At 38.8% G+C, this 25,518-nt stretch carries 21 protein-coding genes, 7 pseudogenes and 1 other annotated feature; of the genes and pseudogenes, 11 read left to right on the top strand and 17 right to left on the bottom strand.

All coding sequences use genetic code 11. The features are described 5' to 3' along the window. Positions 1-126 precede the first annotated feature (126 nt). Entirely contained in the window at positions 127-1,326 is a 1,200-nt protein-coding gene (locus RFW85_RS03290) for an integrase arm-type DNA-binding domain-containing protein (RefSeq protein WP_000059636.1), read from the bottom strand. 299 nt (positions 1,327-1,625) lie between these two features. Between RFW85_RS03290 and RFW85_RS03285 the strand changes: the two genes are divergently transcribed. Beyond that, positions 1,626-2,057 (top strand): PPC domain-containing protein, encoded by a 432-nt coding sequence (locus RFW85_RS03285; RefSeq protein WP_000684950.1) that lies wholly within the window; start codon positions 1,626-1,628, stop codon positions 2,055-2,057. Positions 2,058-2,467: 410 nt separating this feature from the next. On the opposite strand, the gene RFW85_RS03280 is transcribed toward RFW85_RS03285, so the two are convergent. After that, complete coding sequence (locus tag RFW85_RS03280) at positions 2,468-3,106, bottom strand: glutathione S-transferase family protein (protein ID WP_000593330.1); 639 nt, start codon at positions 3,104-3,106, stop codon at positions 2,468-2,470. A gap of 16 nt (positions 3,107-3,122) precedes the next feature. Continuing rightward, the gene (locus tag RFW85_RS03275) at positions 3,123-4,142 is read right to left on the bottom strand and encodes an NADP-dependent oxidoreductase (protein ID WP_000859511.1); all 1,020 of its coding nucleotides are present in this window, start codon (positions 4,140-4,142) and stop codon (positions 3,123-3,125) included. Positions 4,143-4,285: 143 nt separating this feature from the next. On the opposite strand from RFW85_RS03275, the gene RFW85_RS03270 reads away from it, so the two are divergent. Together RFW85_RS03270 and RFW85_RS03265 are read left to right on the top strand one after the other, a co-directional pair. Next, the gene (locus tag RFW85_RS03270) at positions 4,286-4,894 is read left to right on the top strand and encodes a TetR/AcrR family transcriptional regulator (protein ID WP_000804053.1); all 609 of its coding nucleotides are present in this window, start codon (positions 4,286-4,288) and stop codon (positions 4,892-4,894) included. Positions 4,895-4,998: 104 nt separating this feature from the next. Continuing rightward, positions 4,999-5,229: a hypothetical protein gene (locus RFW85_RS03265; RefSeq protein ID WP_001087973.1), complete on the top strand. Its 231-nt coding sequence runs from the start codon at positions 4,999-5,001 to the stop codon at positions 5,227-5,229. Positions 5,230-5,312: 83 nt separating this feature from the next. Here RFW85_RS03265 and RFW85_RS03260 read toward each other — a convergent pair whose 3' ends face one another. From RFW85_RS03260 to RFW85_RS03250, 3 genes are all read right to left on the bottom strand, one after another. Next, entirely contained in the window at positions 5,313-6,440 is a 1,128-nt protein-coding gene (locus RFW85_RS03260) for an alkene reductase (protein ID WP_000655271.1), read from the bottom strand. Positions 6,441-6,640: 200 nt separating this feature from the next. Then, complete coding sequence (locus RFW85_RS03255; RefSeq protein ID WP_000699624.1) at positions 6,641-7,318, bottom strand: type 1 glutamine amidotransferase domain-containing protein; 678 nt, start codon at positions 7,316-7,318, stop codon at positions 6,641-6,643. Positions 7,319-7,402: 84 nt separating this feature from the next. After that, the gene (locus RFW85_RS03250) at positions 7,403-8,560 is read right to left on the bottom strand and encodes an iron-containing alcohol dehydrogenase (protein ID WP_309171136.1); all 1,158 of its coding nucleotides are present in this window, start codon (positions 8,558-8,560) and stop codon (positions 7,403-7,405) included. Between the two features lie 186 nt (positions 8,561-8,746). On the opposite strand from RFW85_RS03250, the pseudogene RFW85_RS20025 reads away from it, so the two are divergent. After that, positions 8,747-9,072 (top strand): annotated as a pseudogene (locus tag RFW85_RS20025) (IS3 family transposase); the annotation flags it as partial. A gap of 85 nt (positions 9,073-9,157) precedes the next feature. Here RFW85_RS20025 and RFW85_RS03245 read toward each other — a convergent pair. The 4 genes and pseudogenes from RFW85_RS03245 to RFW85_RS03230 all read right to left on the bottom strand — a co-directional run. Then, positions 9,158-9,460, bottom strand: a complete 303-nt coding sequence (locus tag RFW85_RS03245) for a putative quinol monooxygenase (RefSeq protein WP_000920559.1) — start codon at positions 9,458-9,460, stop codon at positions 9,158-9,160. Positions 9,461-9,783: 323 nt separating this feature from the next. After that, positions 9,784-10,623 (bottom strand): S-formylglutathione hydrolase, encoded by an 840-nt coding sequence (fghA, locus tag RFW85_RS03240; protein WP_000402508.1) that lies wholly within the window; start codon positions 10,621-10,623, stop codon positions 9,784-9,786. 228 nt (positions 10,624-10,851) lie between these two features. After that, complete coding sequence (locus RFW85_RS03235) at positions 10,852-11,964, bottom strand: S-(hydroxymethyl)glutathione dehydrogenase/class III alcohol dehydrogenase (RefSeq protein WP_000842147.1); 1,113 nt, start codon at positions 11,962-11,964, stop codon at positions 10,852-10,854. A 21-nt stretch (positions 11,965-11,985) separates the two neighbouring features. Then, positions 11,986-12,168 (bottom strand): annotated as a pseudogene (locus tag RFW85_RS03230) (metal-sensing transcriptional repressor); the annotation flags it as partial. Between the two features lie 49 nt (positions 12,169-12,217). Here RFW85_RS03230 and RFW85_RS03225 point away from each other — a divergent pair. The 6 genes and pseudogenes from RFW85_RS03225 to RFW85_RS03200 all read left to right on the top strand — a co-directional run bounded on the left by RFW85_RS03225 (position 12,218) and on the right by RFW85_RS03200 (position 18,463). Then, positions 12,218-13,437 (top strand): annotated as a pseudogene (locus RFW85_RS03225) (IS3 family transposase). Further along, positions 12,493-12,609, top strand: a sequence feature (AL1L pseudoknot). It overlaps the preceding pseudogene by 117 nt. 39 nt (positions 13,438-13,476) lie before the next feature. Beyond that, positions 13,477-14,094: a cation:proton antiporter gene (locus RFW85_RS03220; RefSeq protein WP_079263707.1), complete on the top strand. Its 618-nt coding sequence runs from the start codon at positions 13,477-13,479 to the stop codon at positions 14,092-14,094. Continuing rightward, positions 14,027-14,731: pseudogene (locus RFW85_RS03215) on the top strand (IS6 family transposase). The gene RFW85_RS03220 and the pseudogene RFW85_RS03215 overlap by 68 nt, the downstream one beginning before the upstream one ends. 1,217 nt (positions 14,732-15,948) lie before the next feature. Beyond that, on the top strand, positions 15,949-16,344 hold the full coding sequence (locus tag RFW85_RS03210) for a transposase family protein (protein WP_002059245.1): 396 nt from the start codon (positions 15,949-15,951) through the stop codon (positions 16,342-16,344). Further along, positions 16,292-16,762 (top strand): IS5/IS1182 family transposase, encoded by a 471-nt coding sequence (locus tag RFW85_RS03205; protein WP_005134503.1) that lies wholly within the window; start codon positions 16,292-16,294, stop codon positions 16,760-16,762. Before RFW85_RS03210 ends, RFW85_RS03205 begins: the two co-directional genes overlap by 53 nt. A gap of 537 nt (positions 16,763-17,299) precedes the next feature. Continuing rightward, positions 17,300-18,463 carry a zinc-dependent alcohol dehydrogenase gene (locus RFW85_RS03200; protein WP_001202406.1) on the top strand — a complete coding sequence of 388 codons (1,164 nt, stop codon included), beginning with the start codon at positions 17,300-17,302 and terminating at the stop codon, positions 18,461-18,463. 133 nt (positions 18,464-18,596) lie between these two features. On the opposite strand, the pseudogene RFW85_RS03195 reads toward RFW85_RS03200, so the two are convergent. From RFW85_RS03195 to RFW85_RS03165, 7 genes and pseudogenes are all read right to left on the bottom strand, one after another. Further along, positions 18,597-19,534 (bottom strand): annotated as a pseudogene (locus RFW85_RS03195) (IS5 family transposase). Between the two features lie 162 nt (positions 19,535-19,696). Further along, positions 19,697-19,933: pseudogene (locus RFW85_RS03190) on the bottom strand (hypothetical protein); the annotation flags it as partial. A gap of 53 nt (positions 19,934-19,986) precedes the next feature. Next, the gene (locus RFW85_RS03185) at positions 19,987-20,691 is read right to left on the bottom strand and encodes an IS6-like element IS1007 family transposase (RefSeq protein ID WP_001067793.1); all 705 of its coding nucleotides are present in this window, start codon (positions 20,689-20,691) and stop codon (positions 19,987-19,989) included. A gap of 62 nt (positions 20,692-20,753) precedes the next feature. Next, positions 20,754-22,523: pseudogene (locus RFW85_RS03180) on the bottom strand (heavy metal translocating P-type ATPase); the annotation flags it as partial. A 178-nt stretch (positions 22,524-22,701) separates the two neighbouring features. Next, positions 22,702-22,896, bottom strand: coding sequence for a heavy-metal-associated domain-containing protein (locus tag RFW85_RS03175; RefSeq protein WP_004733233.1), 195 nt, complete (start codon positions 22,894-22,896; stop codon positions 22,702-22,704). A 463-nt stretch (positions 22,897-23,359) separates the two neighbouring features. Continuing rightward, positions 23,360-24,241: a CopD family protein gene (locus RFW85_RS03170; protein WP_005130246.1), complete on the bottom strand. Its 882-nt coding sequence runs from the start codon at positions 24,239-24,241 to the stop codon at positions 23,360-23,362. A gap of 64 nt (positions 24,242-24,305) precedes the next feature. Further along, positions 24,306-24,686 (bottom strand): copper resistance protein CopC, encoded by a 381-nt coding sequence (locus RFW85_RS03165; RefSeq protein ID WP_004681441.1) that lies wholly within the window; start codon positions 24,684-24,686, stop codon positions 24,306-24,308. A 351-nt stretch (positions 24,687-25,037) separates the two neighbouring features. Here RFW85_RS03165 and RFW85_RS03160 point away from each other — a divergent pair, with 351 nt between their 5' ends. Next, complete coding sequence (locus RFW85_RS03160; RefSeq protein ID WP_004281876.1) at positions 25,038-25,280, top strand: DUF2789 family protein; 243 nt, start codon at positions 25,038-25,040, stop codon at positions 25,278-25,280. Positions 25,281-25,518 lie beyond the last annotated feature (238 nt).

Below are 25,518 nucleotides of genomic sequence, written 5' to 3'. Positions count from 1 at the left end.
ACAAAATAATTTACAGGCTCCAACATACCCATTATCTTCAGCTGACCATTTAACACGGTAAGTATATTGTTTACTATCCATTTAACACCCCATCATGTTTTAAGTTTATGTATAAAAGTACGATTTTCACTTACTAGTACTTAAATAATCACCCCACCACTGCATCATTTCAGTCCGTTGAGCTAAATAGTCAGCGTGATTATAGCTGGCACGGGTACGGTTCTTATCAATATGTGAAAGTTGTGCCTCAATCCAATTATCTTGGAACAAACCTGAGTCATTCAAAATGGTACTAAAAGTAGAACGTAATCCATGAGAAGATAGTTGATGTTTGCCATACCCCATCTTACGTATGGCCATATTTAGAGTATTAAAATGAATCGGTTGATTGTGTTTGCGAGGGCTAGCAAAAAGGTATTTTTCACCGTATGACCACTGCATGACGTCTTTCAAAATCTCTAAAGCCTGATTTGAAAGTGGAACTAAAAAATCTGGAATCTCATGGCCTAATATAACTTTTCGTCGAAACTGTTTAATATGCAAGGCAGGTATTTTCCAGATTTTTTCATTTAAATCAAAATGATGAGGCTCAGCCAATAACAATTCGGCCCCTCTCACGCCAGTATGTAATTTGAACATCAGTGCTTTTTTAATAATGGGATGGGCATCCAATTTTTGTAATTTATTCTTAAAATCAGATATTTCCTCCGCTTTCAAATACGGATAATTTTTCTTGATTTTGCTGTTAATGGTGATTTTATTTAAACCATGAGCGATGTTGAACTCACAATAACCCATCGCTACAGCGTAGTCATAAATTTGGTTCAAATAACTACAAGCTTTTTTGACAGGTTCTTTTACTTGGCGTCCCTCTATTTTTTTGATTACTGAAACCAGGTCATAGCGCTTGATGTTTTGAAAAGGTAAATCCTGAAGGTCTGGATAAATATCTTGCTGTAAGCATCTTTCTGCTAACTGTAGTACACCACAGCGGGGTAGATCGTTGAAGGCATTCTTCAGTTTGAACTGTAACCACTCCTCCCCGACCTTACCAAAGGTGATAAGATTAGAGGCAGTATCATGTTCAAAACAGAAATTATTGTCTTTAAAGTCATCTCTGACTTGTCGTGCCTTTTTCAGCGATAAATCAGGATAAAGACCTAACTGAATGCGTCGACGTTTTTTAGTTTGTGGATCTGTATAGCGATAGCACCAAGATTTTCTTCCACTCGGCTCAATCTTCAGGCTAAGCCCATCTTCATCGGATAAAAAACAGGTTTTTTCCTTGCAATGAGCTTGGCGAACTTTAATATCAGTAAGACTCATGGAATTTAAATGAAACCTAATAAGGGGTTGATTGGATCAATTATATCAAAATAGAACGCTTTATATATGATGCGTTTGATACGCATCATATATTTTTATAAGTATTTGTTAAATAAACTTTATATCTAGATTGGCTATTCCTTAGTGACCAATTAATTAACCATTGATTTCGCAAGTCTTAAATTAGCATTTGAAGTGCAACTCTATGTTATGACTATTCACAGTTCTGTTCCATGATTCATGGTTACTTATTACTTATGTTACTATGTCAGGGGCGATACAAGAATTAAGGTAACCTTATGAAAATAGCGAATACGAAATTACTAGCTGGTGCTTTTATGGCCCTAACTTTAACTATGCTTAGCCCAGCCGTACTTGCAAATGATAACAATGATATACGAAAGACTGTTGTAGTTAAGTTTGCAAAAAAAGCTTACTCTGCAAATTATTACGGAAGGATAGAGGGATACAAGTATGATTCCTACAAATTTTATGCTAAAAAAGGGCAAAAGTTAAAAGTGAAGTTGACTGGAGGAAATGTTGAAGCTTACTTACGGGGTAATCAATTAAAAGACTCCATCAATATTGGAGAATATTCTCCAGAGCTTGATGATAATGGTATTTATATTTTACCTGCTTCAGGTGAGTATGAAATTAGAGTATTACAACCTAGATCACAGGCAAGAAAAGATAAAAAACCTCAATACTGGATGAGTATTAACATTAAATAAAGACTTGCTAGATTCTTTTAAGCTTTTATACGAGGGTTCAAAAACTATTGCCAGTTAAGCGGGGCGTGATTTTTACGCATATGTGTTTATGTTATTAAAATGATATAGATTACTTGTTTAATACCCCAAGGAATAATTTAATGTTGCTGTGCGTTAGTCACTTTTCTTTCAAAAGTTGATTATATCTTTCAACGTAACCGTCGTGATATTCAAGCTCTTTTGATAGGAATTTGCAGTGAAAGAATAGGCGAAACTTGTCTTAAATAATGGTAATTCCTTATCTTTAAAATAGAGAACGCCCGATGAAATTCATTAGGCGTTTACTTTAAATAAGTGTCAGGTTATTTTATAATCATATGTACTTGTCAATCATGATTCTTTTTCTCAATTGCGTTAAAAAAACAATTTTGCTATTTTTGACTTTTCACACCATTTTGTTCAATTTGTACTGCGACTTGCCAGCTAGGTAGTTGGCTTAAACCTGCTACATAACGTTGGATATGGGGATAATTTTCACCTTGTCCCATATGATAAACTAAAGCATGTAGTCCAAAGCCCATCATAAAGTCAGCACCGGTTAAACGGTCTGCCACTAGAAATTCTTTATCTTTTAAATATTCATTTAAATGGCCAAATACCTTATCGAACTCAACTTGAGTATAATTTTCTAGAAATACCAACTTCGTACCTTGCTTGGTTTCTATCGCATTAAACGTTTTTAACAAAAATGGCAGCATGGCAGAGCTTTCTGAGAAATGAATCCACTGTAGATAATCGACATAAGTAGATTCATCCATATCTGGTGCTAAATGCGGCGCAAGTTTCTGAATTAATAACTCAACGATTGCGCCTGACTCTGCAATAACTTTGCCATCCCATTCCAATACTGGAGATTTCCCTAAAGGATGGATGGTTTTTAAAGATTCAGGGGCCAAATGCGTGCTTGAGTCACGATAATAGCGTTTCAGCTCATAGGGCTGCTTGATTTCTTCAAGTAACCACAAAATGCGAAAAGAACGTGATTGATCTAAATGATGTAGTTTAATCATGATAATTCCTATTTTTTTAAATTTTTACAACCACTTTGCCAAAGTTTTCGCCTTTCAACATACCATTGAAAGCATTGATCGTGTTATCTAAACCTTGCACCATATGCTCTTTATATTTGATTTTTCCGTCTTTCAACCATTCAAACATTTGCTGATAGAATTCCGGATACTGACTGCCATAATCATCAAAAATAATAAAGCCTTGCATGCGAATACGCTTTTTTAAAAGGGTGGAAATAAAGCCCGGTAAACGGTCTAGCCCTTGTACTTGCTCGGTAGCGTTATACTGGGAAACCACACCACACACCGGTACACGTGCCGCAGAGTTAAGCAATGGCCATACCGCATCAAACACTTTACCCCCTACATTCTCATAATAAATATCAATACCGTTCGGAACTGCTTGTTGTAATTGTTCTGCAAAATTTTCATCATGATGATTGATACAAGCGTCGAAGCCGAGTTCTTCTACTGCATAACGGCATTTTTCAGGCCCACCTGCGACGCCAACCACGCGACAACCTTTAAGTTTGCCAATCTGTCCAACCGTAGCACCAACAGGTCCCGTTGCAGCTGCAACGACTAAAGTTTCACCGGCTTTAGGCTGACCAATGTCCAACAACCCCATATAAGCAGTAAATCCTGGCATTCCCAAAATACCCAATGCCCAAGATGGATGTTCAGGTTGCATACCTAAGCTTTGACATGCAGTCCCATTAGAAATTGCGTAGCCCTGCCAGCCATTTCCTGAAAAAACCCACTCGCCTTCTTTGAATTTTGGGTTTTTAGAGGCCACTACTTGACTGACTGTTCCACCGACCATCACTTCGCCAATTTCAACCGGTGCTGCATATGAAGGAGCATCGCTCATGCGACCACGCATATAAGGATCGAGTGACAAGTAAATGGTTTTTAACAATATCTCGCCTTGTTTAAGTTCATTGAGCTCAACTTGTTCAATACGAAAATCGCTGTGTTTTGGCTCACCCACTGGCCGTTTAGCTAAAACGATGCGTTGATTAATAACTGTTTTCACACACATAACTCCATGTTTTATTTAGAATTACTTCCCTTCACAATCAAAAATTATGATTAAAATTTCTTTACATCCATTGTAGAGGAGTTATAATAAAAAACAATACGACTGGTCTATTTTTTGTAATAGAGTAAATAATTAATATGAAGCCTAATCCTATTAAAAAGTCTGAAGCGAAGCGCTTACACATTCTTAACACCAGTTCAGACCTGATTTTGCATAAAGGTTTTACTGGTGTAGGATTACAGGAAATTTTACAGAGCTGTGAGATCCCCAAAGGCTCGTTTTATCATTATTTCCAATCCAAGGAAGCTTTCGGATGTGAATTGGTACAGCATTATGTGGATAATTACCAAGTCCGTTTAAATGATGTATGGCGTAGCGATAAATCTCCTTATCAAAAGCTGATTGAGTATTTTAATTTATGGATAGAAGATCCTGAAACACAGTGTGGTTGGGCGGATAGTTGTTTAATTGTGAAACTTGCCGCAGAAGTTGCCGATCTATCTGAAGATATGCGCTCCATTATGTCCGCTGGCGTGGATGATGTAATCGAGCGTATTGCTGGTTTAATTGATTTGGGAAAACAGGATCAGTCTATCCAAGCAGATACTGAGGCCTCGACTTTGGCACAAGTACTTTACCAAATGTGGTTAGGTGCAGCATTACTGAGTAAGTTGCAAAAAGATAAAACACCATTACATCAAGCTCTGAGAGCAACTAAATTTCTATTAAAAAGTGAAGTTTCGTAAAAATTAGATTAAATATCAATTACATAATTAATGACAGCAGCCCAATGATTACTTATTAATGTGTTGCTATTAGATCAATTTACAATCCATGAGTATAGCGCACAATGAATTCTCCTTCTAAAGCCCTCATGACTCGTATTTTAGTCGGATATTTAGGCTTATATCCCACACTATTACTGGTACTCACTTTATTAAAGCCAATTACTCAGCATCAAAGTTTCCCGATGATGGTGTTGATTGAAGTCATAGTATTAGTGCCAGTAACGCAACTGATTTCTTTCCCACTGGCAGGTTGGCTCATTACACAGCTAAAAAATTTTAAGAATTTGTTTTAAGAAGAATTTATGCTGGCAACAGCAATCCTAAGTCCTTATTTTGCCAACCACAAAGGTTGGCAAAATAACTCACTTAGTCAATACTAATCTGCGTAAGCTGGATAATCAATATAGCCTTTTTCTGTCCCACCATACATAGTGCTTGCATCTACTGGATTCAATGGCCAGCCATTGGCGATGCGATCGGGTAAATCTGGATTCGCAATAAATGGGCGTCCAAATGCAATTAAATCGGCCAGTCCTGCCTCTAAAATTCGAGTCCCTCTTTCTGCCGTATATCGACCTGCATAAATAATCCGACCACTGAAAGTGTCTCTGACATCTCTACGAAAATCATGAGGAAGTTCTGGTGCATTATCCCAATCAGCTTCTGCAATCGATAAATAGGCAATCCCAACTTCTTCAAGTATTTTTATGGCTTCAATATAAGTCACATGTGGATCATCTTCAACCAACCCTATGTAAACACGATCTTCCTCTGTACTTTCAAATAGCGGGGCAAAACGCACTCCTAAACGATCTGCACCAACCACCTCAGCAACTGCCTCTACTACTTCACGTAAAAAACGCAAACGATTGTTTAGTGATCCACCATATTCATCTTCACGGTGGTTACTATGTGCAGAGATAAATTGATTCACCAAATAACCATTTGCACAATGAATTTCAACTCCATCAAAACCAGCAGCCAAGGCATTGCGTGCTGCTTGAGCATAGAGTTGCACTAATTCTTTAACTTCTGCATTGCTTAAAGCACGTGGCATTGAAGGATCAGCCAAGGTCCCAGCATTAGGCCCGGTCTCAATAAACACTTTAACATTACTATCAGCCCTAATAGCCGAGGGTGCGACCGGTGATGCATGATTAGGTTGCAAAGATGTATGTGAAACACGCCCAACATGCCAAAGTTGTGCAAAAATAATGCCTCCTTTAGCATGCACTGCTTCAGTCACTTTACGCCATCCAGCAATCTGTTCAGGGCTGTAAATACCGGGAGTCCAAGCATAGCCTTGACCACGTGGCTCGATTTGCGTACCTTCGGTGACCATAAATCCTGCCCCGGCACGCTGTTGATAATAGGTTGCCATCAGTTCATTTGGAATATTCCCTGGCTGAGTACTGCGCGACCGCGTTAATGGTGGCAATACAATACGGTTTCGCAAAACATAAGGGCCTAAGCTTAAGTTTTGAAAAAGTATGCTGTCTTTCATTTCATTGTATCCAAGTAATCATGACTTAATTGATCTAAATTAAAAAATACCCTTCCTTCCTGTATATAGAAAAATAAAGGAAAGAAAGCTATTAACTCAGACCCTCCACCATTAAGTGAGGGTTATTTTGCTTATTGCACCCGTTGCTCAGAGTCAGAAGTTATTCACTGCTAAGCACCACAACAGACGCTAGCTACTCTTTATTTCAACAATTGAAGTAATGCTGTAGCAGTTGCAGCAGAAGAGGCTGGATTTTGTCCAGTAACCAGCAAGCCATCTACTTGAACATGTACTTGCCAATCATCTACTTTAGAATAATGACCACCATTTTCTTTAAGCATGTCTTCGACTAAAAATGGTACAATTTCAGTCAAGCCTACAGCAGCCTCCTCAGTATTGCTAAAACCAGTGACTAATTTACCGCTGACTAAAGGCGCTCCATTACTCGCTTTCACATGACGAAGAACACCTGGGGCATGACACACTGCTGCAACAGGTTTGCCAGACTGAATCGCCTGTTCAATCAGAGAAATTGAAATCGGATCTTCTGCTAAATCCCACAATGGACCATGCCCGCCTGGATAAAACACCGCATCATAATCAGCTACAGAAATTTCGCTAAGTTTATGCGTCTGTGCCAATGCTTGCATTGCAGTTGGATCAGCTTCAAAACGATGAGTGGCTTCAGTTTGCGCATCGGCTAAATTACTTTTAGGATCTAGTGGTGGCTGCCCACCTTGAGGCGACGCCAGCGTAACTTCAGCACCAGAGTCAATAAAGGTGTAATACGGTGCAGCAAGTTCTTCTAGCCAGAAACCTGTTTTCTTACCAGTATTGCCAAGTTGATCATGTGAGGTTAAAACGACTAAAATTTTCATGTTATTTCTCCGATAATTTTCATGATTGAGGAGCATTGTTGCATGATCACTTGCTGTGTGGCGTGAGCATGCCAGATAGCTTATTTAGATGCTCGTCGCAAGAATTTGGCGACTGATCTCTAATGAAACATTTTTGTGTTCGCCTAGCCGTGTCAGATTGTGTGATTTAAGTTGCGTAATGATGATCTCAATATCTGTCTCCCCCAGTCCATAATCGCTAAGACGAGTCGGCAATCCAAGTTGCTCAAAGAAGGCTCGAGTACGAGCAATAGCCGTATCAATACGTTGTTCTTCATCACCTTCGACAATCTGCCAGACACGAGCTGCATACTGTAGTAATTTTTCTCGCTTCTCTTGACGACGCACTTGTAGATTGGCCGGCAACACAATGGCCAAGGTACGAGCATGATCAATACCATGTAAAGCCGTGAGCTCATGTCCAATCAAATGGGTTGACCAATCTTGTGGTACACCAGCTCCAATCAGCCCATTCAGTGCCATGCTAGCAGACCACATCAAATTCGCACGCGTGTCATAATCTGCTGAATCTTCCAAGATTTTCGGTCCAATCTCAATCAGAGTTTGCAATAGACCTTCGGCAAAACGATCTTGTACTTGTGCATTCACAGGGTAAGTTAAGTACTGTTCAATGACATGAACAAATGCATCCACCACGCCATTAGCCAACTGGCGCGTCGGCAAGCTAAAGCTTTTATTCGGATCTAGTACGGAAAATTGCGGAAAAACATAGGGACTGCTAAATGACAATTTGGCTTGGGTCGATTTTCTGGTTACTACACCACCGCTATTCATTTCTGAACCAGTTGCCGGAAGGGTGAGTACACTCGCAAAAGGCAAAGCTTGAGTAATTTTAGTACCATGGGTTTCTAAAATCTCCCATGTATCCCCTGTATAATTGACTGCTGCTGCAATAAATTTAGTACCATCAATTACCGATCCACCACCGACAGCCATCAAGAAATCAATCTTTTGTTCTCGAATCAGCTCTACAGCTTTCATGAGGGTTTCATAACTCGGATTCGGCTCAATTCCGCCAAATTCATGAATTTCTCTTGCACCTAATGCTTCACGCACTTCAGCTAAAGTACCATTCTTACGTGCACTTTCACCACCAAATAACATTAACACTTTTGCTTCTGTAGGCACATAGTCATTGATTTCAGCTATTGTATCGCCACCAAAAATAATGCGGGTCGGATTAAAAAAGTTAAAATTCAGCATATTTTTATCCTAGGATGATCAGCTAATTGATTTGAAAAGCCACCGTTATTCATCAAATAAACTTTAAAAAATTGGACAATACTGTGGCTTTTGCCTACACCATGTGCTAACTATACATAAAAAATAGACCAGTCGTCTATTTTTTTAAAAAAATTATTTCAGCTTGCCAACTTGAGTGATGCTTAAACAAATTCAGGCTTGTTCTATACCACTTTTATTATTGATGTATTTTCACGAGCGATTGTTGGATGGAAGATATCAACACGTATGACTATTGACATGGTCGTGAACGCATTGGCTGAAACAGTGAATGGCTCATAGAAAATAGCAATGATTAAATATTTTAAAAGCAGATTGGCAAGGTTTAGCAGATGTACAAATGCAGCGCTAAATTAGATAGATTGGTTCAATATAAGGCATGTGGATTCATTCGTTTATTTACCCTGTTTTGGATATTGACCCATGTAAACGATGAGATTAAGCCAATAAATAAAGTAGCCCAACTTGAATAAAAAGCCTCTGACAAACCTCACAGTGTTGAAGTGCTGCCTTTCATTCAAAATTTCAGGCAGCACACTCATACATTTAAGCGTCGGTTTAAGCTGGTAGTTTACTCGCCAAAACATCTACTTTTTCAATAGACGGTGGCTCTGAAAATAGCTCTTCGGCCTGAGCCATCAAAGCAGCTGCAACCTTGCCAGATAAATGCGCTTGGCGACCCGCCTCATCAGGAAATGCATCAAAAATACCAAATGTTGTAGGTCCAAGACGTAGGCCAAACCACGCAACGGTCGCAGGTTCTTCCATTACAATAGGTAAACCGGCTTTAAGGAAAGCTTCCACTTCTTCTTCTTTACCCGGTTTAGCTTCAAGACGCACATATAAAGCTGTTTTAAGCATGACTAAAACTCCACAATTGATTAGAATTCAAACTGATTCTGACATTGCTAATGTATGCATGTCAGAAAGTTTTGTTGTATAAAAGTTAAAAAAATTTCCCATAGCTGAGCCAAAATTTAGATTTTTATTTCGACATAATGCTATGAATTTATTCAAGTTAATATCATTAACATTTGAATCAAAAATCAAGATATGAGATGATTAAATTCAATCTTAGTTATATAAGGATCAATTGACTCTACCTTAGATTTATAAGCTGACCTCTTCATCTGGAGATTATATTGCTCAAGAAGCATTCAAGAACAACATGTATATCCTCATATCTATGAAAGTTTTTTTGCTAGGAATTTGCTGTGAAACTCTATATGTTTCTCTATAAAGCTCGCAATGAAGTAATAGCTATGGTCATACCCTTCTCTTAGGTTAAGTGTAAGAGGATATTCTTGTTCCAAACAAATATCACTAAGCAGCTTAGGTCTTAACTGTTCTTCAAGAAAATCATCAGCTGTTCCCTGATCGACTAAAATAGGTAAATGAACTTCCGCGTTTTTGATTAATTCAATCGCATCATAGCTTTTCCATAAAGTTTCGTTTTCACCTAGGTAGTGTGTGAAAGCCTTTTTCCCCCAAGGTACTTGGCTAGGTGCAACAATTGGTGCAAAAGCAGAAATACTTTTATACAGCTCAGGGTTTTTTAACCCAATGACTAATGCACCATGACCACCCATGCTATGCCCCATAATGCTTTGGACTTGGTTGGTCGGAAAATTCAGGTCAATCAGATTTCTGAGCTCTTCCACAATATAATCATACATTTTGAAATGCTGTGACCAGGGTGCTTGTGTTGCATTCACATAGAATCCTGCACCTTGGCCTAAATCATAATCTGCATGATCTGGTACATCTTCTCCACGTGGGCTGGTATCTGGTGCAACAATAATGACTTTATGTTCAGCCGCATACTTTTGTGCTCCGGCTTTAGTAATAAAGTTCTGTTCGTTGCAAGTCAGCCCTGATAACCAATATAAAACTGGCAACCGCTCATCTTTGTCATGAGGTGGCAGATATATTGAGAATTTCATTGAACAGTTTAATGCTGTTGACTGATGGCAATACACTTCTTGCGATCCACCAAAAGAAGCATGTTTCTCAATTATTTCCATAATCAATTACCTATGTTGAGCAAGACTTCATGAGAAATCGAGTAAACAAAGAGTCTGTCATTCTCCACAGAGAATAGTGATTAAGATTTAAAATGTAGGCAGGTTTGTTGAACCTATACACGATGCCTACACAGATAGATGGGTTTTACAGATAATGTGCCGTTTTAGAGGATTCCATGCATGTCATTCATGATGCACATGCATGGAAAACTATAAGGTCTGATGGAATTATTCGTAATGAATTACAGTACGAATTGACTTACCTTCATGCATTAGATCAAAGGCTTCATTGATCTGATCCAAGCCCATCGTATGTGTCACAAATGGTTCTAATTGAATTTTACCTTTCATGGCATCTTCAACCATTCCTGGAAGTTGCGTACGACCTTTTACGCCACCAAACGCAGAACCTAGCCATTTACGACCAGTAACCAGTTGGAATGGACGGGTAGAGATTTCTTGACCTGCGCCAGCTACACCAATAATTACAGATTGTCCCCAGCCACGGTGTGCACTTTCAAGGGCTGCACGCATTACATTCACGTTGCCAATACATTCAAATGAATGATCTACACCCCAACCAGTCATTTCGACAATGACTTGCTGGATTGGTTTATCGTAGTCTTTAGGGTTCAAGAAGTCCGTTGCGCCAAACTCTTTTGCCAGCACAAATTTATCTGGATTCATGTCAACCACAATAATACGTCCTGCTTTAGCTTGACGTGCGGCTTGTACGACTGCTAGACCAATACCACCTAAACCAAAGACCGCAACACTATCACCTTCTTGTACTTTAGCCGTGTTGTGTACTGCACCGATACCCGTTGTTACACCACAACCTAGTAAGCAGACATGTTCGTGATTGGCTTCAGGATTGATTTTAGCCAATGATACTTCTGCCACTACCGTGTATTCACTGAACGTTGAGCAGCCCATATAGTGGTAAATCGGTTGACCATTGTAGGAAAAACGAGTGGTGCCATCTGGCATTACGCCTCTACCTTGAGTTTCTCGAACGGAAATACACAAGTTCGATTTTCCAGATTTACAGAATAGGCACTCGCCACATTCAGCGGTGTAAAGTGGAATTACATGATCACCTGGTTTGACGCTAGTCACGCCTTCACCAACCTCAACTACGACACCAGCACCTTCATGCCCGAGAATAGCCGGAAAAACGCCTTCAGGATCATCGCCAGATAAAGTAAATGCGTCTGTATGACACACACCGGTATGGGAAATCTTGATTAATACTTCACCTTTCTTCGGTGGTGCAACATCAACTTCAACAATTTGAAGAGGTTGACCAGGACCAAACGCAACGGCAGCACGTGACTTCATGGAATAATTCCTTATACAGATCTATTTTAAATATGATTTTAGAATCTTGGCGATTTCAGCCAATTCTTCTTTTCGTTGTTGTTCTGTGGTTTCACCTGATACTAAAGTGTCCTTTAAATGAACCTCTAACATCTCATTCATTAGACCATTAATAGCACCACGCACAGAGCATATTTGTTGCAGAATCGCACCACATTCCACATTGAACGGTACCGGGTTTGTCGGAGAGTCAATATTCTGAGAGACTATCCCGATGACAAAATTAAAATATACCCCTGAAATCAGAGAAAGAGCGGTTCAATTATTGATTGAATCTGAAAAAGATTATCCATCGAATTGGGCTGCGATCACCGCTATTGCTCCCAAGATAGGTTGTAGTCCTGAAACACTACGTGTTTGGTATCAAAAATATTTAGATAAACAAAATCCAGTTAAAGTACAGCAGCTTTCAGACCAAGAACGTATCAAACAACTCGAACGCGAAAATAAAGAACTGCAACGCGCCAATGAGATTCTACGTAAAGCAGCCGCTTTTTTCGCCCACGCGGAGCTCGACCGCCCACACAAATAATGGTGGATTTTATCCATAATAATAAACAGCTGTACGGAGTCGAGGCGATTTGTAGAATTTTACCGATCGCACCCTCAACCTATTACCGGACTTTAGATCTCACAGTAAATCCAGAACATCGAGCGAAACGAGATTTACATGACTTGCATCATGCTGAGGAGATCAAGCGAATTTGGAAAGAAAGTTCAGGTCGATACGGTGTGCGTAAGGTCTGGCAACAACTGAAACGTGAAGGCTATGTGATTGCACGTTGTACAGTTGCTCGATTGATGCAGAAGCTAGGTATACAAGGTGTTTGGCGTGGTAAGAATAAACAAACTACCCGTAGCCGAGATGACCAAAAACGGGCAGATGATTTAGTGAAACGTAATTTTAGTGCTGATCATCCAAACCAACTATGGGTCGGTGACTTTACGTATATTCAAACTCATTCAGGCTGGGTCTATACCGCCTTTATTATTGATGTGTTTTCACGAGCAATTGTTGGATGGAAAGTATCTACACGGATGAATACAGATATGGTGCTCGATGCATTGGAGCAAGCATTGCATGATCGAGGCATGCCAAAGAATGTGATTCATCATTCCGACAGAGGTGTGCAATATCTTTCCATTCGCTATACCAATCGTTTAGAAGCAGCAAATTTACGAGCATCAGTCGGTACGACAGGCGATTCATACGATAATGCTTTGGCTGAAACGGTGAATGGCTTATACAAAACATAGGTGATTGAATATCTAAAAGCAGTTTGGCAAGGTTTAGCAGATGTACAACTTGCGACACTAAACTGGGTAGATTGGTTCAATAAAAAGCGTGTACACAGTGCACTGGGTTATGTATCGCCTTTTGAGTTTGAAGCAATGTACTATGATAAGATTAACCCGTTAGGTCAGGTGGCCTAACTTAAATAAAAAAGTCTCCGACAAACCCGGTACGTTTCAATCAGCCTTCTATCCCCTGTCATATTGCTCACGGCTGCAGTGATCGCAGTCCCCTTAATCAAGCGCCTAGGATTAAACTCGGTATTGGGATATTTAATTGCAGGATTAATTATTGGTCCATTTGGACTGGCATTTTTCTACGATTCTGCGTCTATTCTGCATATCGCTGAGCTTGGTATTGTGATGTATCTGTTTGTGATTGGACTAGAAATGCGTCCATCGTATTTATGGAGTTTAAGAAAAGAAATTTTTGGATTAGGTACATTACAAATTAGTGCCTGTTCATTGGGGCTAACGGCTGTAGGCTTGGTCTATGGCTATTCTTGGCAAGTGAGTTTTGTGTGTGCTGCAGGCTTTGTACTCACCTCGACTGCAATTGTAATGCAACTTTTGGGAGATCGTGGAGACATTGCTCAACCACGCGGACAAAAAATTGTCTCGATTCTGCTGTTTGAAGACTTGTTGATTGTCCCTTTATTGGCAATTGTGGCACTGTTGCAAATAGCTGCTGATGGTAAGCTAAATACTCTTTTAGCTAAAGGATCAGCAGATGAATGCTTTCCATGGTCGTCATTTTCAGGGCGAAATCATTCTTTGGGCCGTCCGTTGGTACTGTAAATATGGCATCAGCTATCGTGAACTTCAGGAAATGCTCGCTGAACGGGGAGTAAATGTCGATTACACCACGATTTATCGTTGGGTTCAGCGTTATGCTCCTGAAATGGAAAAACGTTTACGTTGGTATTGGCGTAATCCTAAAGATCGACATTTATGGCATCTGGATGAAACTTAGGTAAAAGTGAATGGCAAATGGGCATATCTATACCGAGCAGTTGACCAACGTGGCCATACTCTTGATTTCTATCTTTCTGCTAGACGAAATACCCATTCAGCTTATTGTTTTCTTGGTAAGATTTTGAATCATGTCAAAAAATGGCAGATTCCACGAGTCATAAACACTGATAAGCCTCATACCTATGGCCGTGCTTTGTCGCGACTAAAACACGAAGGAAAGTGTCCTGAAGATCTGGAGCATCGACAGATTAAATACAAGAATAACGTGATTGAATGTGATCATGGCAAGCTTAAACGGATCATCAAGGCTACGTTGGGATTCAAGTCTATGAAAACGGCTTATGCCACAATTAAAGGTATTGAGGTTATGCGTGCTCTACGCAAAGCACAAGCTTCATTATTTTATAACGGTAATATTCTAGGAGAAGTTTGGCTAGTAAATAAAGTTTTCGGTCTCTAAGCTTTTTTGAAGGGAAAATCATCGACTCAGATCCCTATTTGCAACAGTGCCGAACCGAGCGAGTATCTACGAGCGATCAACTGGCATTAAAATTTTGCCCCTACCTTTTCTCTGATTACAAGCTCTCTTATGGTGTTCTTTTTGGCAATATTCCTGTATGTACCAAGCAAAGATGAACTAGACGAACATAGAGTTGATATGACTATACTTAAAAATATCCGCTACAAATCAAAGAGTGTAATGGAAAAATATTAATCAGAATTATGACTAAAAAGCTGTGTACTTATTTGAACCGAATAACATTAAAGAAAAAACCTATGACTGGTGCCTAATCGACCCTAAAAAATATCAGGTGAGTGGTACTTTACTTATTTTTTATCATTACTAATGAGATCACCGCCTCGCAAAATAACTCGACTTTGAAACAAGGCTTAATCATACTTCAAAGTATCGAGTTAAAATGCTAATATTCATTAAGTTATTTCTAAGTGGAGGCAGAAAAATGAAGATCAAAATAATCTGTCTCATCACAATGATAATTGTATTAGCCTTAGCCGTTAAGATAGAAAATGACAAGGAAAAACAAAGGATTCATGAATCAATTATAAGTGATTAAACCATTTAAGCGCGTTAACTTCATATCTGATCCATTTCTTGACTAATGATAATTGTAAAAAATATGAAATGAAAAAGACCTTAGAGGGCAAACGAGAGCGTTTTAAGGCATTAAAAAACCCACAGAAGTGGGCCAAATCATTATTTCATGCTGAAACAATAGTTTTTACTAACCTCTGAGGGAATGGAACAACTAGTTAGCATATTTATTATAAATGCAATATGAATCAAAATGTTTAAAAGATGTATCTAAAAGGCTTCTTTATCATTTTTTTGTTTAAAAAATATTTGCCGAGCGAAGCAATAGCATAAAAAAAGCCCACTCAAGGAAAGTGAGGTGGGCTTATAAACTAAAGATCTTTGAAAGCCAACAAGAAACCACAGCTAGTTTCTGTTCACTATTTTGTGTACTAATCAAATAATATTCACTGGCAAAATACGCCAAATACTAAAATATTGTTAAATAAATGAAATTTTTAGAGCTGAAATCTACGATATTTATTTACAGAGTATAACAGATCTCTTTCATAAATCAGAAAACGATCTATCTTTTGCTGATTATTTGTACCGAAAAATTTTCAATATTCATGCATAATCTGCGGATGAAATACATCGATTCAAAGAAGCTTTCTGAAACACAGTTTAAACGATATACAGGCATCTCATGGTCAACCTTTGATTTAATGGTTGAGCAATTGAAAATGCATGTACCCGCCAAAGGCAGACCACCTAAATTGAGCATAGAGGATCAGATTCTTCTATGCTTAAGTTATTGGCGTGAATACCGAACATTGTTTCATGTGGCAACAAGTTATGGCGTGTCAGAGCCCACTGCTTCAAGAATTGTCCGCCATGTAGAGGATTGCCTGATCAATTCCAATCTATTCAATCTACTGAAGCATTTGCCCGAAGGTGAAGGCATTGACTGGAATGTGGTGATTGTAGATGCCACAGAAATTCCAATACAAAGACCTAAAAAAACAGAAGAAAAGCTATAGTGGCAAAAAGAAGACACATACTTTCAAAGTACAGGCCATCATTCATTATCAAACTCGAAAAATCCTAAGTTTATGCACGAGTCGTGGTGCCGTACATGACTTCGAACTCTTCAAACGCAACTTGAATCAGATTCCTACAGGTGCCTTTATCCTTGCTGATAAGGGTTATCAAGGAATTTATACAGTGTATCCAAACAGCTTGTTGCCATTAAAAGCAAAGAAGCGCTGTAAACTGGATCCTGAACTCAAAATTTATAATCAGGAAATTAATAAAAGAAGAATAGGGATTGAGCATGTATTTGGCCGTTTGAAAACCTTCAAAATCCTTGCTGTGCGATATCGTAACCGTGGCAAAAGATTGGGCTTAAGATTCAATTTAATTGCGGGAGTCTATAATATGGAACTGAGTGAAAAATGACTTATGAAAGAAGTCTAACGATTAAAGTAATAACTCTTTCTAAAAATAAGGAGGTTTGGAAAAATCTTATAGTTACCTTGATAATATCCACTCTCATTAGCTTCCTTATTTTATGCACTATAAATTTTTTATTTGGACATGGCATATATATTCCGTGGAGTGACCATAGCCATTGGACAGAGATATTAAGTATAGAAATAATACTCATGAGTTTAGTAATAGGGGGAGTTAGTACCTCTATGATTATGTTAGGGACATTTATTTCTAAAAATAATAGATAGCACAGAATTAACAATCTATAAGTTATAGAAATTACTAGATGTTTCTTTAATTCTGTTCTTTTCTATTCATTCGACACATAAGGTCACTAATTACGTAAACCCTATATAAGTTTATTTTTTAAACACTCGGATGTCTTATTTCATACATTAATTTACAGCGATTTCTTGGTGCATAAGGCTCTAATAAAAGTGTTTTTTATTTTTGGCAGCCTTGATACGAGTCTGTTTAATGTTGAACTAGAAAGAGGAAATCCGCATGCGTGCTCTTACCTATCATGGTGCTCGGGATGTACGAGTTGAATCCGTTCCAGATCCAGTGATTCAGGAACCAGATGACGTCATTTTAAGGGTGACAGCGACTGCCATCTGTGGCTCAGATCTGCACCTATACCGGGGTAAAATTCCGGCCACTGAAGATGGCGATATTTTCGGCCATGAATTTATGGGAATTGTAGAAGAAGTCGGCCCTGAAGTCACAGAAGTCAAAAAAGGCGACCGGGTAATTATTCCTTTCGTGATTGCATGTGGTCACTGTTTTTTCTGTGAACATGAACTAATGGCTGCCTGTGAAAATACCAATACCGGCCGTGGTGCAATTCTCAATAAAAAACAGATTCCACCAGGGGCAGCTTTATTTGGCTTTAGCCATCTGTATGGTGGTATACCGGGTGGTCAGGCTGAATATGTACGGATTCCCAAGGGCAATATCGGACCATTTAAAGTGCCAGGTTCCCTGCCTGATGAAAAAGTATTATTCCTGACTGATATTCTGCCAACCGCCTGGCAAGCAGTGAACAATGCCCAAGTTGGTCGAGGTTCCAGTGTGGCGATTTATGGTGCTGGCCCAGTCGGTCTGCTGGCTGCTGCCTGTGCGCGGATGCTCGGTGCCGAGCAGATTTTTATGGTCGATCACCATCCTTATCGTCTGAGTTTCGCACATCAAACCTATGGGGTGATTCCGGTCAATTTTGATGAAGTCGATGCCGCTGAATTTATCATTCAAAATACCACGGGTTATCGTGGAGTCGATGCCGTCATTGATGCGGTCGGTTTTGAAGCCAAAGGCAGCATGCTGGAAACTGTAATGACTAACCTGAAATTAGAAGGTTCGAGTGGTTCAGCGTTAAGACAATGTATTGCAGCGGTCCGCCGCGGCGGTGTGGTGAGTGTACCTGGAGTTTATGCCGGTCCAATTCACGGCTTCCTGTTTGGTGATGCCTTTGACAAAGGTTTAACCTTTAAAATGGGACAAACTCATGTGCATAATTACTTGCCGCAGTTGCTAGAACATATCGAAAATGGAGATCTGTCTCCAGATCTGATTATTACCCATCGCATGAAACTGGAAGATGCTGCGGAAGGTTACCGTATTTTTGATAAAAAAGAAGAAGACTGTCGTAAAGTAATTCTGACGCCATAAATATGATTAAAGGAAAGCGCCATCAGGCGCTTTTTTATTTTTTATCATCATTTTATCAATCCTCTTTTTCTTGTTTTTAAGGGCTTTGTTGCACAAAGATTTGAAATGCAAAGCGCCCCTAATTGAGCCAAATTTAAGGCGTAACTTGGGTAAATGGTCGACCTGATTCCGTAAATCTGTTGAGCACTGCTACACGTGCATGAATCTCATTGACTTGGCTATCAAAACTCCTTGCACTGAGTTTATCTCCTAATAATTTGATGCAATGCATCTTAGTTTCAACCAACTTCGCCAATGATAGCCTGACCATTTTTTCCATAGTATCCTGCCTAAACGTTTAACTGTTCGAAGTAATTCATTTCGTTCTAGCGAGCTACTCTTTGTATCTTTCCATGGTTTCGCATTTTTTCTAGGTGGAATCACCGCATGCGCTTGCCGATCTGCAATTGCAATGACCTGACGGCATTGCTTGGTGTCATAAGCTCCATCGGTATAAACAGAGTCAATCCGCTCATCTTGTGGAATCTGATTAAGTAAATCACCAAGCACCTGTGAATCACTGACATTATTGGTTGTAAGCTGAAATGCTCGTATTTGCAGGGTTTTGGCATCTATACCAATATGTAGTTTACGCCATTGGCGACGATATTCAGGTCCATGTTTCTTGCGCTTCCATTCACCCTCACCTAGAAACTCCATGCCTGTAGAGCCCATGAGTAGATGCAGCCCATCTCTACTTTTTTGGTAGCTGATTACAATATCAATATGCTTTTGTCTTCTACAAAGCGTAGTGTAATCTGGAGCTATCCAATTTAATCCGCAAAGTTTAATCAGACTTTGCACAAAGCCAGTAACCATACGTAAAGACAGACGAAATAAGGATTTAATCATTAAGCAGCATTGGATGGCTGCGTCGGAGTAGGTTTGATTTCGCCCTTGTTTGCCTTTTGATGGCGCATACCATTGCGTAGCAGGATCAAACCAAATGGCAATATTTCCGCGACTCATGAGTGCTCGGTTATATGCGGGCCAATTGGTTGTGCGGTAGATTTTAGGTGCGGGCTTATTCATTTGAAAATTATATTGTGGAATAAGCCTTTAGAAATAGGTTTGTGCAACAAAGCCCTTAGTTGAAAAAAATTTTAGATTTCATGCTCACACACCACCTAAAAAAAATATCTGATTGATTTTACAGGCTTTTAATTTAAGGTTTTATTCTACCCACTCGCAATATCAATGTTTAGTATCACGACTCACTAACTCATTAACTAAATATGGAGCAGTACGGCTATCTTGATTTTCTGTTATTTGTTTTGGTGTTCCTGCCACAACAATATTCCCACCAGCATTTCCAGCACCTGGTCCCACATCAATCACCCAATCTGCTTGTGCAACGGCACGCATATCATGCTCAATCATAACCACGGTATTACCCGCATCGACTAATCGCTGCAATTGAACTAACAATCGATGGCACTGTTGCAAATAGGGATCTGAGTCGATGATTTTCCCTTCAAAAAAGCTTAGAGACCGAAAACTCTATTTACTAGCCAAACTTCTCCTAGAATATTACCGTTATAAAATAATGAAGCTTGTCCTTTGCGTAGAGCACGCATAACCTCAATTCCTTTAATTGTGGCATAAGCCGTTTTCATAGACTTGAATCCCAACGTAGCCTTGATGATCCGTTTGAGCTTGCCATGATCACATTCAATCACGTTATTCTTGTATTTAATCTGTCGATGGTCCAGGTCTTCAGGACACTTTCCTTCCTGTTTTAGTCGCGACAAAGCACGGCCATAGGTATGAGCCTTATCAGTGTTTATGACTCGTGGAATCTGCCATTTTTTGACATGATTCAAAATTTTACCAAGAAAACAATAAGCTGAATGGGTATTTCGTCTAGCAGAAAGATAGAAATCAAGAGTATGGCCACGTTGGTCAACTGCACGGTATAGATATGCCCATTTGCCATTCACTTTTACGTAAGTTTCATCCAGATGCCATAAATGTCGATCTGTAGGATTACGCCAATACCAACGTAAACGTTTTTCCATTTCTGGAGCATAACGCTGAACCCAGCGATAAATTGTGGTGTGATCAACATTCACTCCACGTTCAGCGAGCATTTCCTGAAGTTCACGATAGCTGATGCCATATTTACAATACCAACGAACAGCCCAAAGAATGATTTCACCTTGAAAGTGCCGACCGTGGAAGGGATTCATCTGCTGTATCTCGAAATAAATAAGATATTTAGCTTATCATGTCAGCCTATTTGCAACAGTGCCATATGAACCAAATGTTCAGACACCGTTGCTTCTATTCCATAGCCCGTGACTGACTTGAAATCAGCAACAGGAGACAGGATTAATTCCTTATCTATAGCGGCTTGTACAATTGCTCGAGCAATAGGATGCTCAGACTTTGATTCAACGGCTGCCATCAGTGAAAGTACGGTATTGTATTCAAAACCTTCTAAGACATGCAGATCGGTTAAAATTGGTTTCCCTTCAGTCAGAGTCCCTGTTTTATCAACTGCAACCACTTTAGTTTCTTTGAGCAGCTGTAAAGCTTCACCTTTACGAAATAAAACCCCCATTTCAGCACCCCGCCCAGTTCCCACCATGATTGATGTAGGCGTTGCAAGTCCCATCGCACAAGGACATGCAATAATGAGTACAGCAACCGCGTTCACTAAACTAAAAGTTAGGGCTGGTTCAGGGCCGAAGATAAACCACGTAAGAAAAGTTAAAAGAGAGAGACCCATTACTACAGGTACAAACCGCATGGTAATTTTATCAACCAATGCCTGAATAGGCAGCTTGGAACCCTGTGCCTGTTCAACCATTCGGATGATTTGAGAAAGCACTGATGAACTACCAACAGAGGTGGCTTTGATATTTAAGCTGCCACTTTGGTTAATTGTTCCTCCTACCACAGTAGAGCCTATCGTTTTTTCAACGGGCATAGGCTCGCCAGTAATCATGGATTCATCAATAAAACTTTGGCCGTGAATAACTTCACCATCGACAGGGATACGCTCACCTGGTCTAATCTCTACAATCGTTCCTGTTTGAACTTCGGCAATCGGAACTTCTATCACCTGATTATTGAGCTGTATTCTGGCAACTTTAGGCTGCATTCCAACTAGATGTTGAATTGCTAAAGACGTTCGGCCTTTTGCCTTGGCTTCAAAAAATCTACCTAATAGAATTAAAGTGATAATAACCGCTGCAGCTTCATAATAAACATTGACCGTGCCTTGTGGCAGGACACTTGGAAAGAAAGTAGCAACCACTGAATAAAGATAAGCAGCCAATGTTCCTACAGCCACCAAGGAATTCATGTCTGGTGCTAAGCGGAATAAACTTGGGATGCCCTTTTTGAAGAAGCGTCGGCCTGGAAAAATTAATGCTACTGTGGTCAAGAAAAATTGCATTAACCAGCTATTTTGTTGGCCAATGTTATCCATCATAAACGTATGAAAGGCGGGAATCAGGTGTGATCCCATTTCTAAAATAAAAACGGGTAGAGTCAATAAGACTGACAAAATTAAATCTTTTTTAAGTTTTTCTAATTCAATATTTTTTTTATCTTGAAAGCTTTCCGTAGTTTGATGAACTGACTTTGCTTCAAACCCTGCTTTGGTGACAGCCTGAATTAACGAGTCACGAGTGACAGATGAGCTTGCCTGAATAGTCGCTTTTTCAGTAGCCAGATTTACATGTGCTGATTCCACACCCTCAACAGATTTTAAGGCTTTTTCTACTCGACCTACACAAGAAGCACATGACATACCCTCAATCGTAAGCTCTATTGGTTGCAGCGCTTCCACTTCGTAGCCAGCCTTTTCTACAACTTTAATTAAACTAGAACGATCAAGGGGACGATGCGAATAAATGACTGCTTTTTCGGTAGCCAGATTTACATGAGCCGATTCAACACCCTTAAGAGATTTTAAGGCTTTTTCCACACGGCCTACACAAGAAGCACATGTCATCCCCTCAATCTCTAATGTTTCACTGTAGTGTGGCGTATCAGTCATTTCGGTACTCATATACGATCTCTATCATTTAGATATGCTGAGTTCTATATGCGAAGATCAGCTCGAACCAAGATTATGGGGAATTCAGGGGCTACTTTTATTGCAAGCAAGTACAGATTTTATCTGTACGATGAGGAAAATAAGAGAGAGTAAAAGTGGTAAGGAATTCCCACTGTTACTCTAACAGAGATTAAGCAGGATCAGCTGTAAATCCACGCTCACTGAGAGTGGCAATGACTTTATCCTGACTCACTGTTGTGTTGATTTCAACGATACGGTTTTGTAAATCAATATCGAGTGAAGCATTCGAGTCGAGCTCTTTAATTGCAGTAGTAATGCCGCGTGCACAACCACCACAAGTCATATTAGCGATGTGAAATTTCATATGTTGCTCCTTTTTAACAAAATATTTGTTTAAACCATTAGAACAGTAACTCTAAACTTTCACCATACAACCAGCCTTTCTCTGAATCAGTTACTTGCTGTAACTTGGTCTGTTTACATCCATAGTTTTCATCAGAGTATTCTAAAGCATAGCGTTCTAATGACTACAGTAAAAGTACTTAACCAACATTAACGTGACTTAAAAATGACATTTTTGTCATCTACGATCACTTTGAAATTTATAAGATAGTTATTTCAATCAATAGTAGTGAACTGAATAGATGAGACTCTTATGGATTGAAGCTAAAAACCGGTGACTACCTTTAATATATAAATGCCTTATGATGCGATTTTACTGTTCTGATTGTCGTAAGCTGGCAGTCCAGTAGAAACTTTATTGCTCAGCTACAAAAGATAAAAGTACTAATGTTAAATTTCCTCAATAACCTTATTTTGAAATTCTCTTATTCAATACCCACGACAGTGGTTATATAGCCTGTTGTTAATAGAATTGATAGACCTAATAACATCTCAAATAAAATGGCATGACTAAGGTGTTTAGCAAATTTAGGATGTTGAAGATGCGGGGTGAAATACCATTTGTTGAAGGCAGCTAAAAGTAGAATACCTATAACAAAAAACATTTTAACCATGAAACCATAGCCATATGCAGTATTGATTAAGGTATTAAAATCTTTAATTAAAAGAAGAGCTACACTAGCGCCACAGGCGATTAATATCCCAACAATGAAAGCAGCAATACGTCCAAATACATGCATGCGATCTTTTAAAGGTAAACCACTTATTTCCCGGCTGGTTTTCCATAACGGATATAAAGACCCCATCCATAACGACATAACTAGAATATGGATTGATAATAAAATTTGAGCAAGTAAGGTTAAATTAGCGACATGTCCGAGCTGGGAAAAACTAAAAATAATCGGGATAAGTAAAATACAAAATATTGAACTTTCAATTATAGAAAACTGACCTTTGTTCCTGTTAAGTTTAACCACCATGAGAAGAAGTAAAAGAGCAAAACTAATAGAACGAAGAACGTATATATACCCCGTCGGAGTATTAACCAATATATTAATATACGTGGGGTCCACCATCCCTGTAATACCAGTATTGGCAAAACTACCAATCAGAATAAAAAATCCCAAGGTACTGGAAATTAGGCCTAATCCAGCGCCAATTGTAATATATTTAAGAATCGATTCTTTTAGTTCAAGATATTGTCTAAGTAAAAAATAGCAAAAGGCTCCACCAACGACAAAAGCTACACTTAAATATAAAATAACCTTAGTTAACCAAGTGGCCCACATCCAATATTCAGAAATCATTATTTTTGTCCATTCTAGAACAACATGCCAGCACCTCACTGACATGTTGAAAGGTAATCAATTCTTATTTAGTTGATTTGATAGTGAAACTATATTCACCATTCATGTTGTGACCATCTTTCCCCATTGTTGTCCAGACAACGGTATATTTACCTTTTTTCAGTTTCGGAAGAGCGACATCAAAGGATTTCTTTAAGTCATGAGTAACTTTATATTTTAAAGGAACATCTCTTCGCTGAGCATCCAGTAACTTAATATTCATCAACATAACCTCTGCACCAAAGTTAAGGGTCAAGTTCTTTGGTTGACTAAGGATAGATGCATTTTCCGCAGGAATCGCACTCACTAAACTCACATGAGCGAACGTAGTTGTAGTAGCCACAATCATCGTTGCAGCTACTACAACATTACGTAGAGCAGTCATTTTATTTTGAAATAATTTCATTTACGTTTCCTCTTGATTCGTTAGTTCATTAGAGATGACTTTATAAAATCTATATTTAATGAGACCACATCATCTCCTCTTATATTTCAATTATTAGTGAGAGACAGAAACAGAGCGATGACTTCAAAATTACATTTTTGTCATTTTTAAAATTTAAAATCTTTAACTATTAAAATAATCTTATTGAAAAATAATGATCATTTAACAAACAAATTATGTAGGTGGTTGATTTATGAAATGTAGTAATCATTTTGTCTAAGAAAATAGTAGCTATTTAATTTTTTATATTTTAGTTTAAATATAAACATGTTATGTTTAATTTGATCTAATATAAATTTGTGGGCTAAGCACATGACTCAAACACGTCCAAGAATGACCAAATTATTTGAACAGCTTGGTTTAGCTTCTACTGAAGAAGCAATTGCAAAATTCATAGAGAGCCATCAGCTAGCTGGAGATGTTTTTTTAACACAAGCAATTTTTTGGACTGATGCTCAACGTCATTTTTTAGAAGAAAAACTACACTCTGATGGTGAATGGACGACAGTGATTGATCAATTAAATGAGTCTTTACATGAAAATTCAGTAAAATAATTTTCCGTTAGTATTAAGGATCTACATTCATCCCTGCATTGAATACAACTCATTCATACAGTAGTACTGTTTTGGAGATGGAATCTCTATTATATAAGTAGTAGATTCCTTACTCTGAAATTTGGATTATAAACCCTAATATTAAAAATAATCTTCTTTACCTTCTATCGGCTTTGTTGCACAAACCTATCTCTAAAGGCTTATTCCACAATATAATTTTCAAATGAATAAGTCGACA

The sequence above is a fragment of the Acinetobacter sp. 12966 genome (assembly GCF_031196995.1).
GTDB classification, from domain to species: Bacteria; Pseudomonadota; Gammaproteobacteria; order Pseudomonadales; family Moraxellaceae; genus Acinetobacter; species Acinetobacter geminorum.
This window is presented reverse-complemented; position numbering and strand designations above follow the sequence as displayed.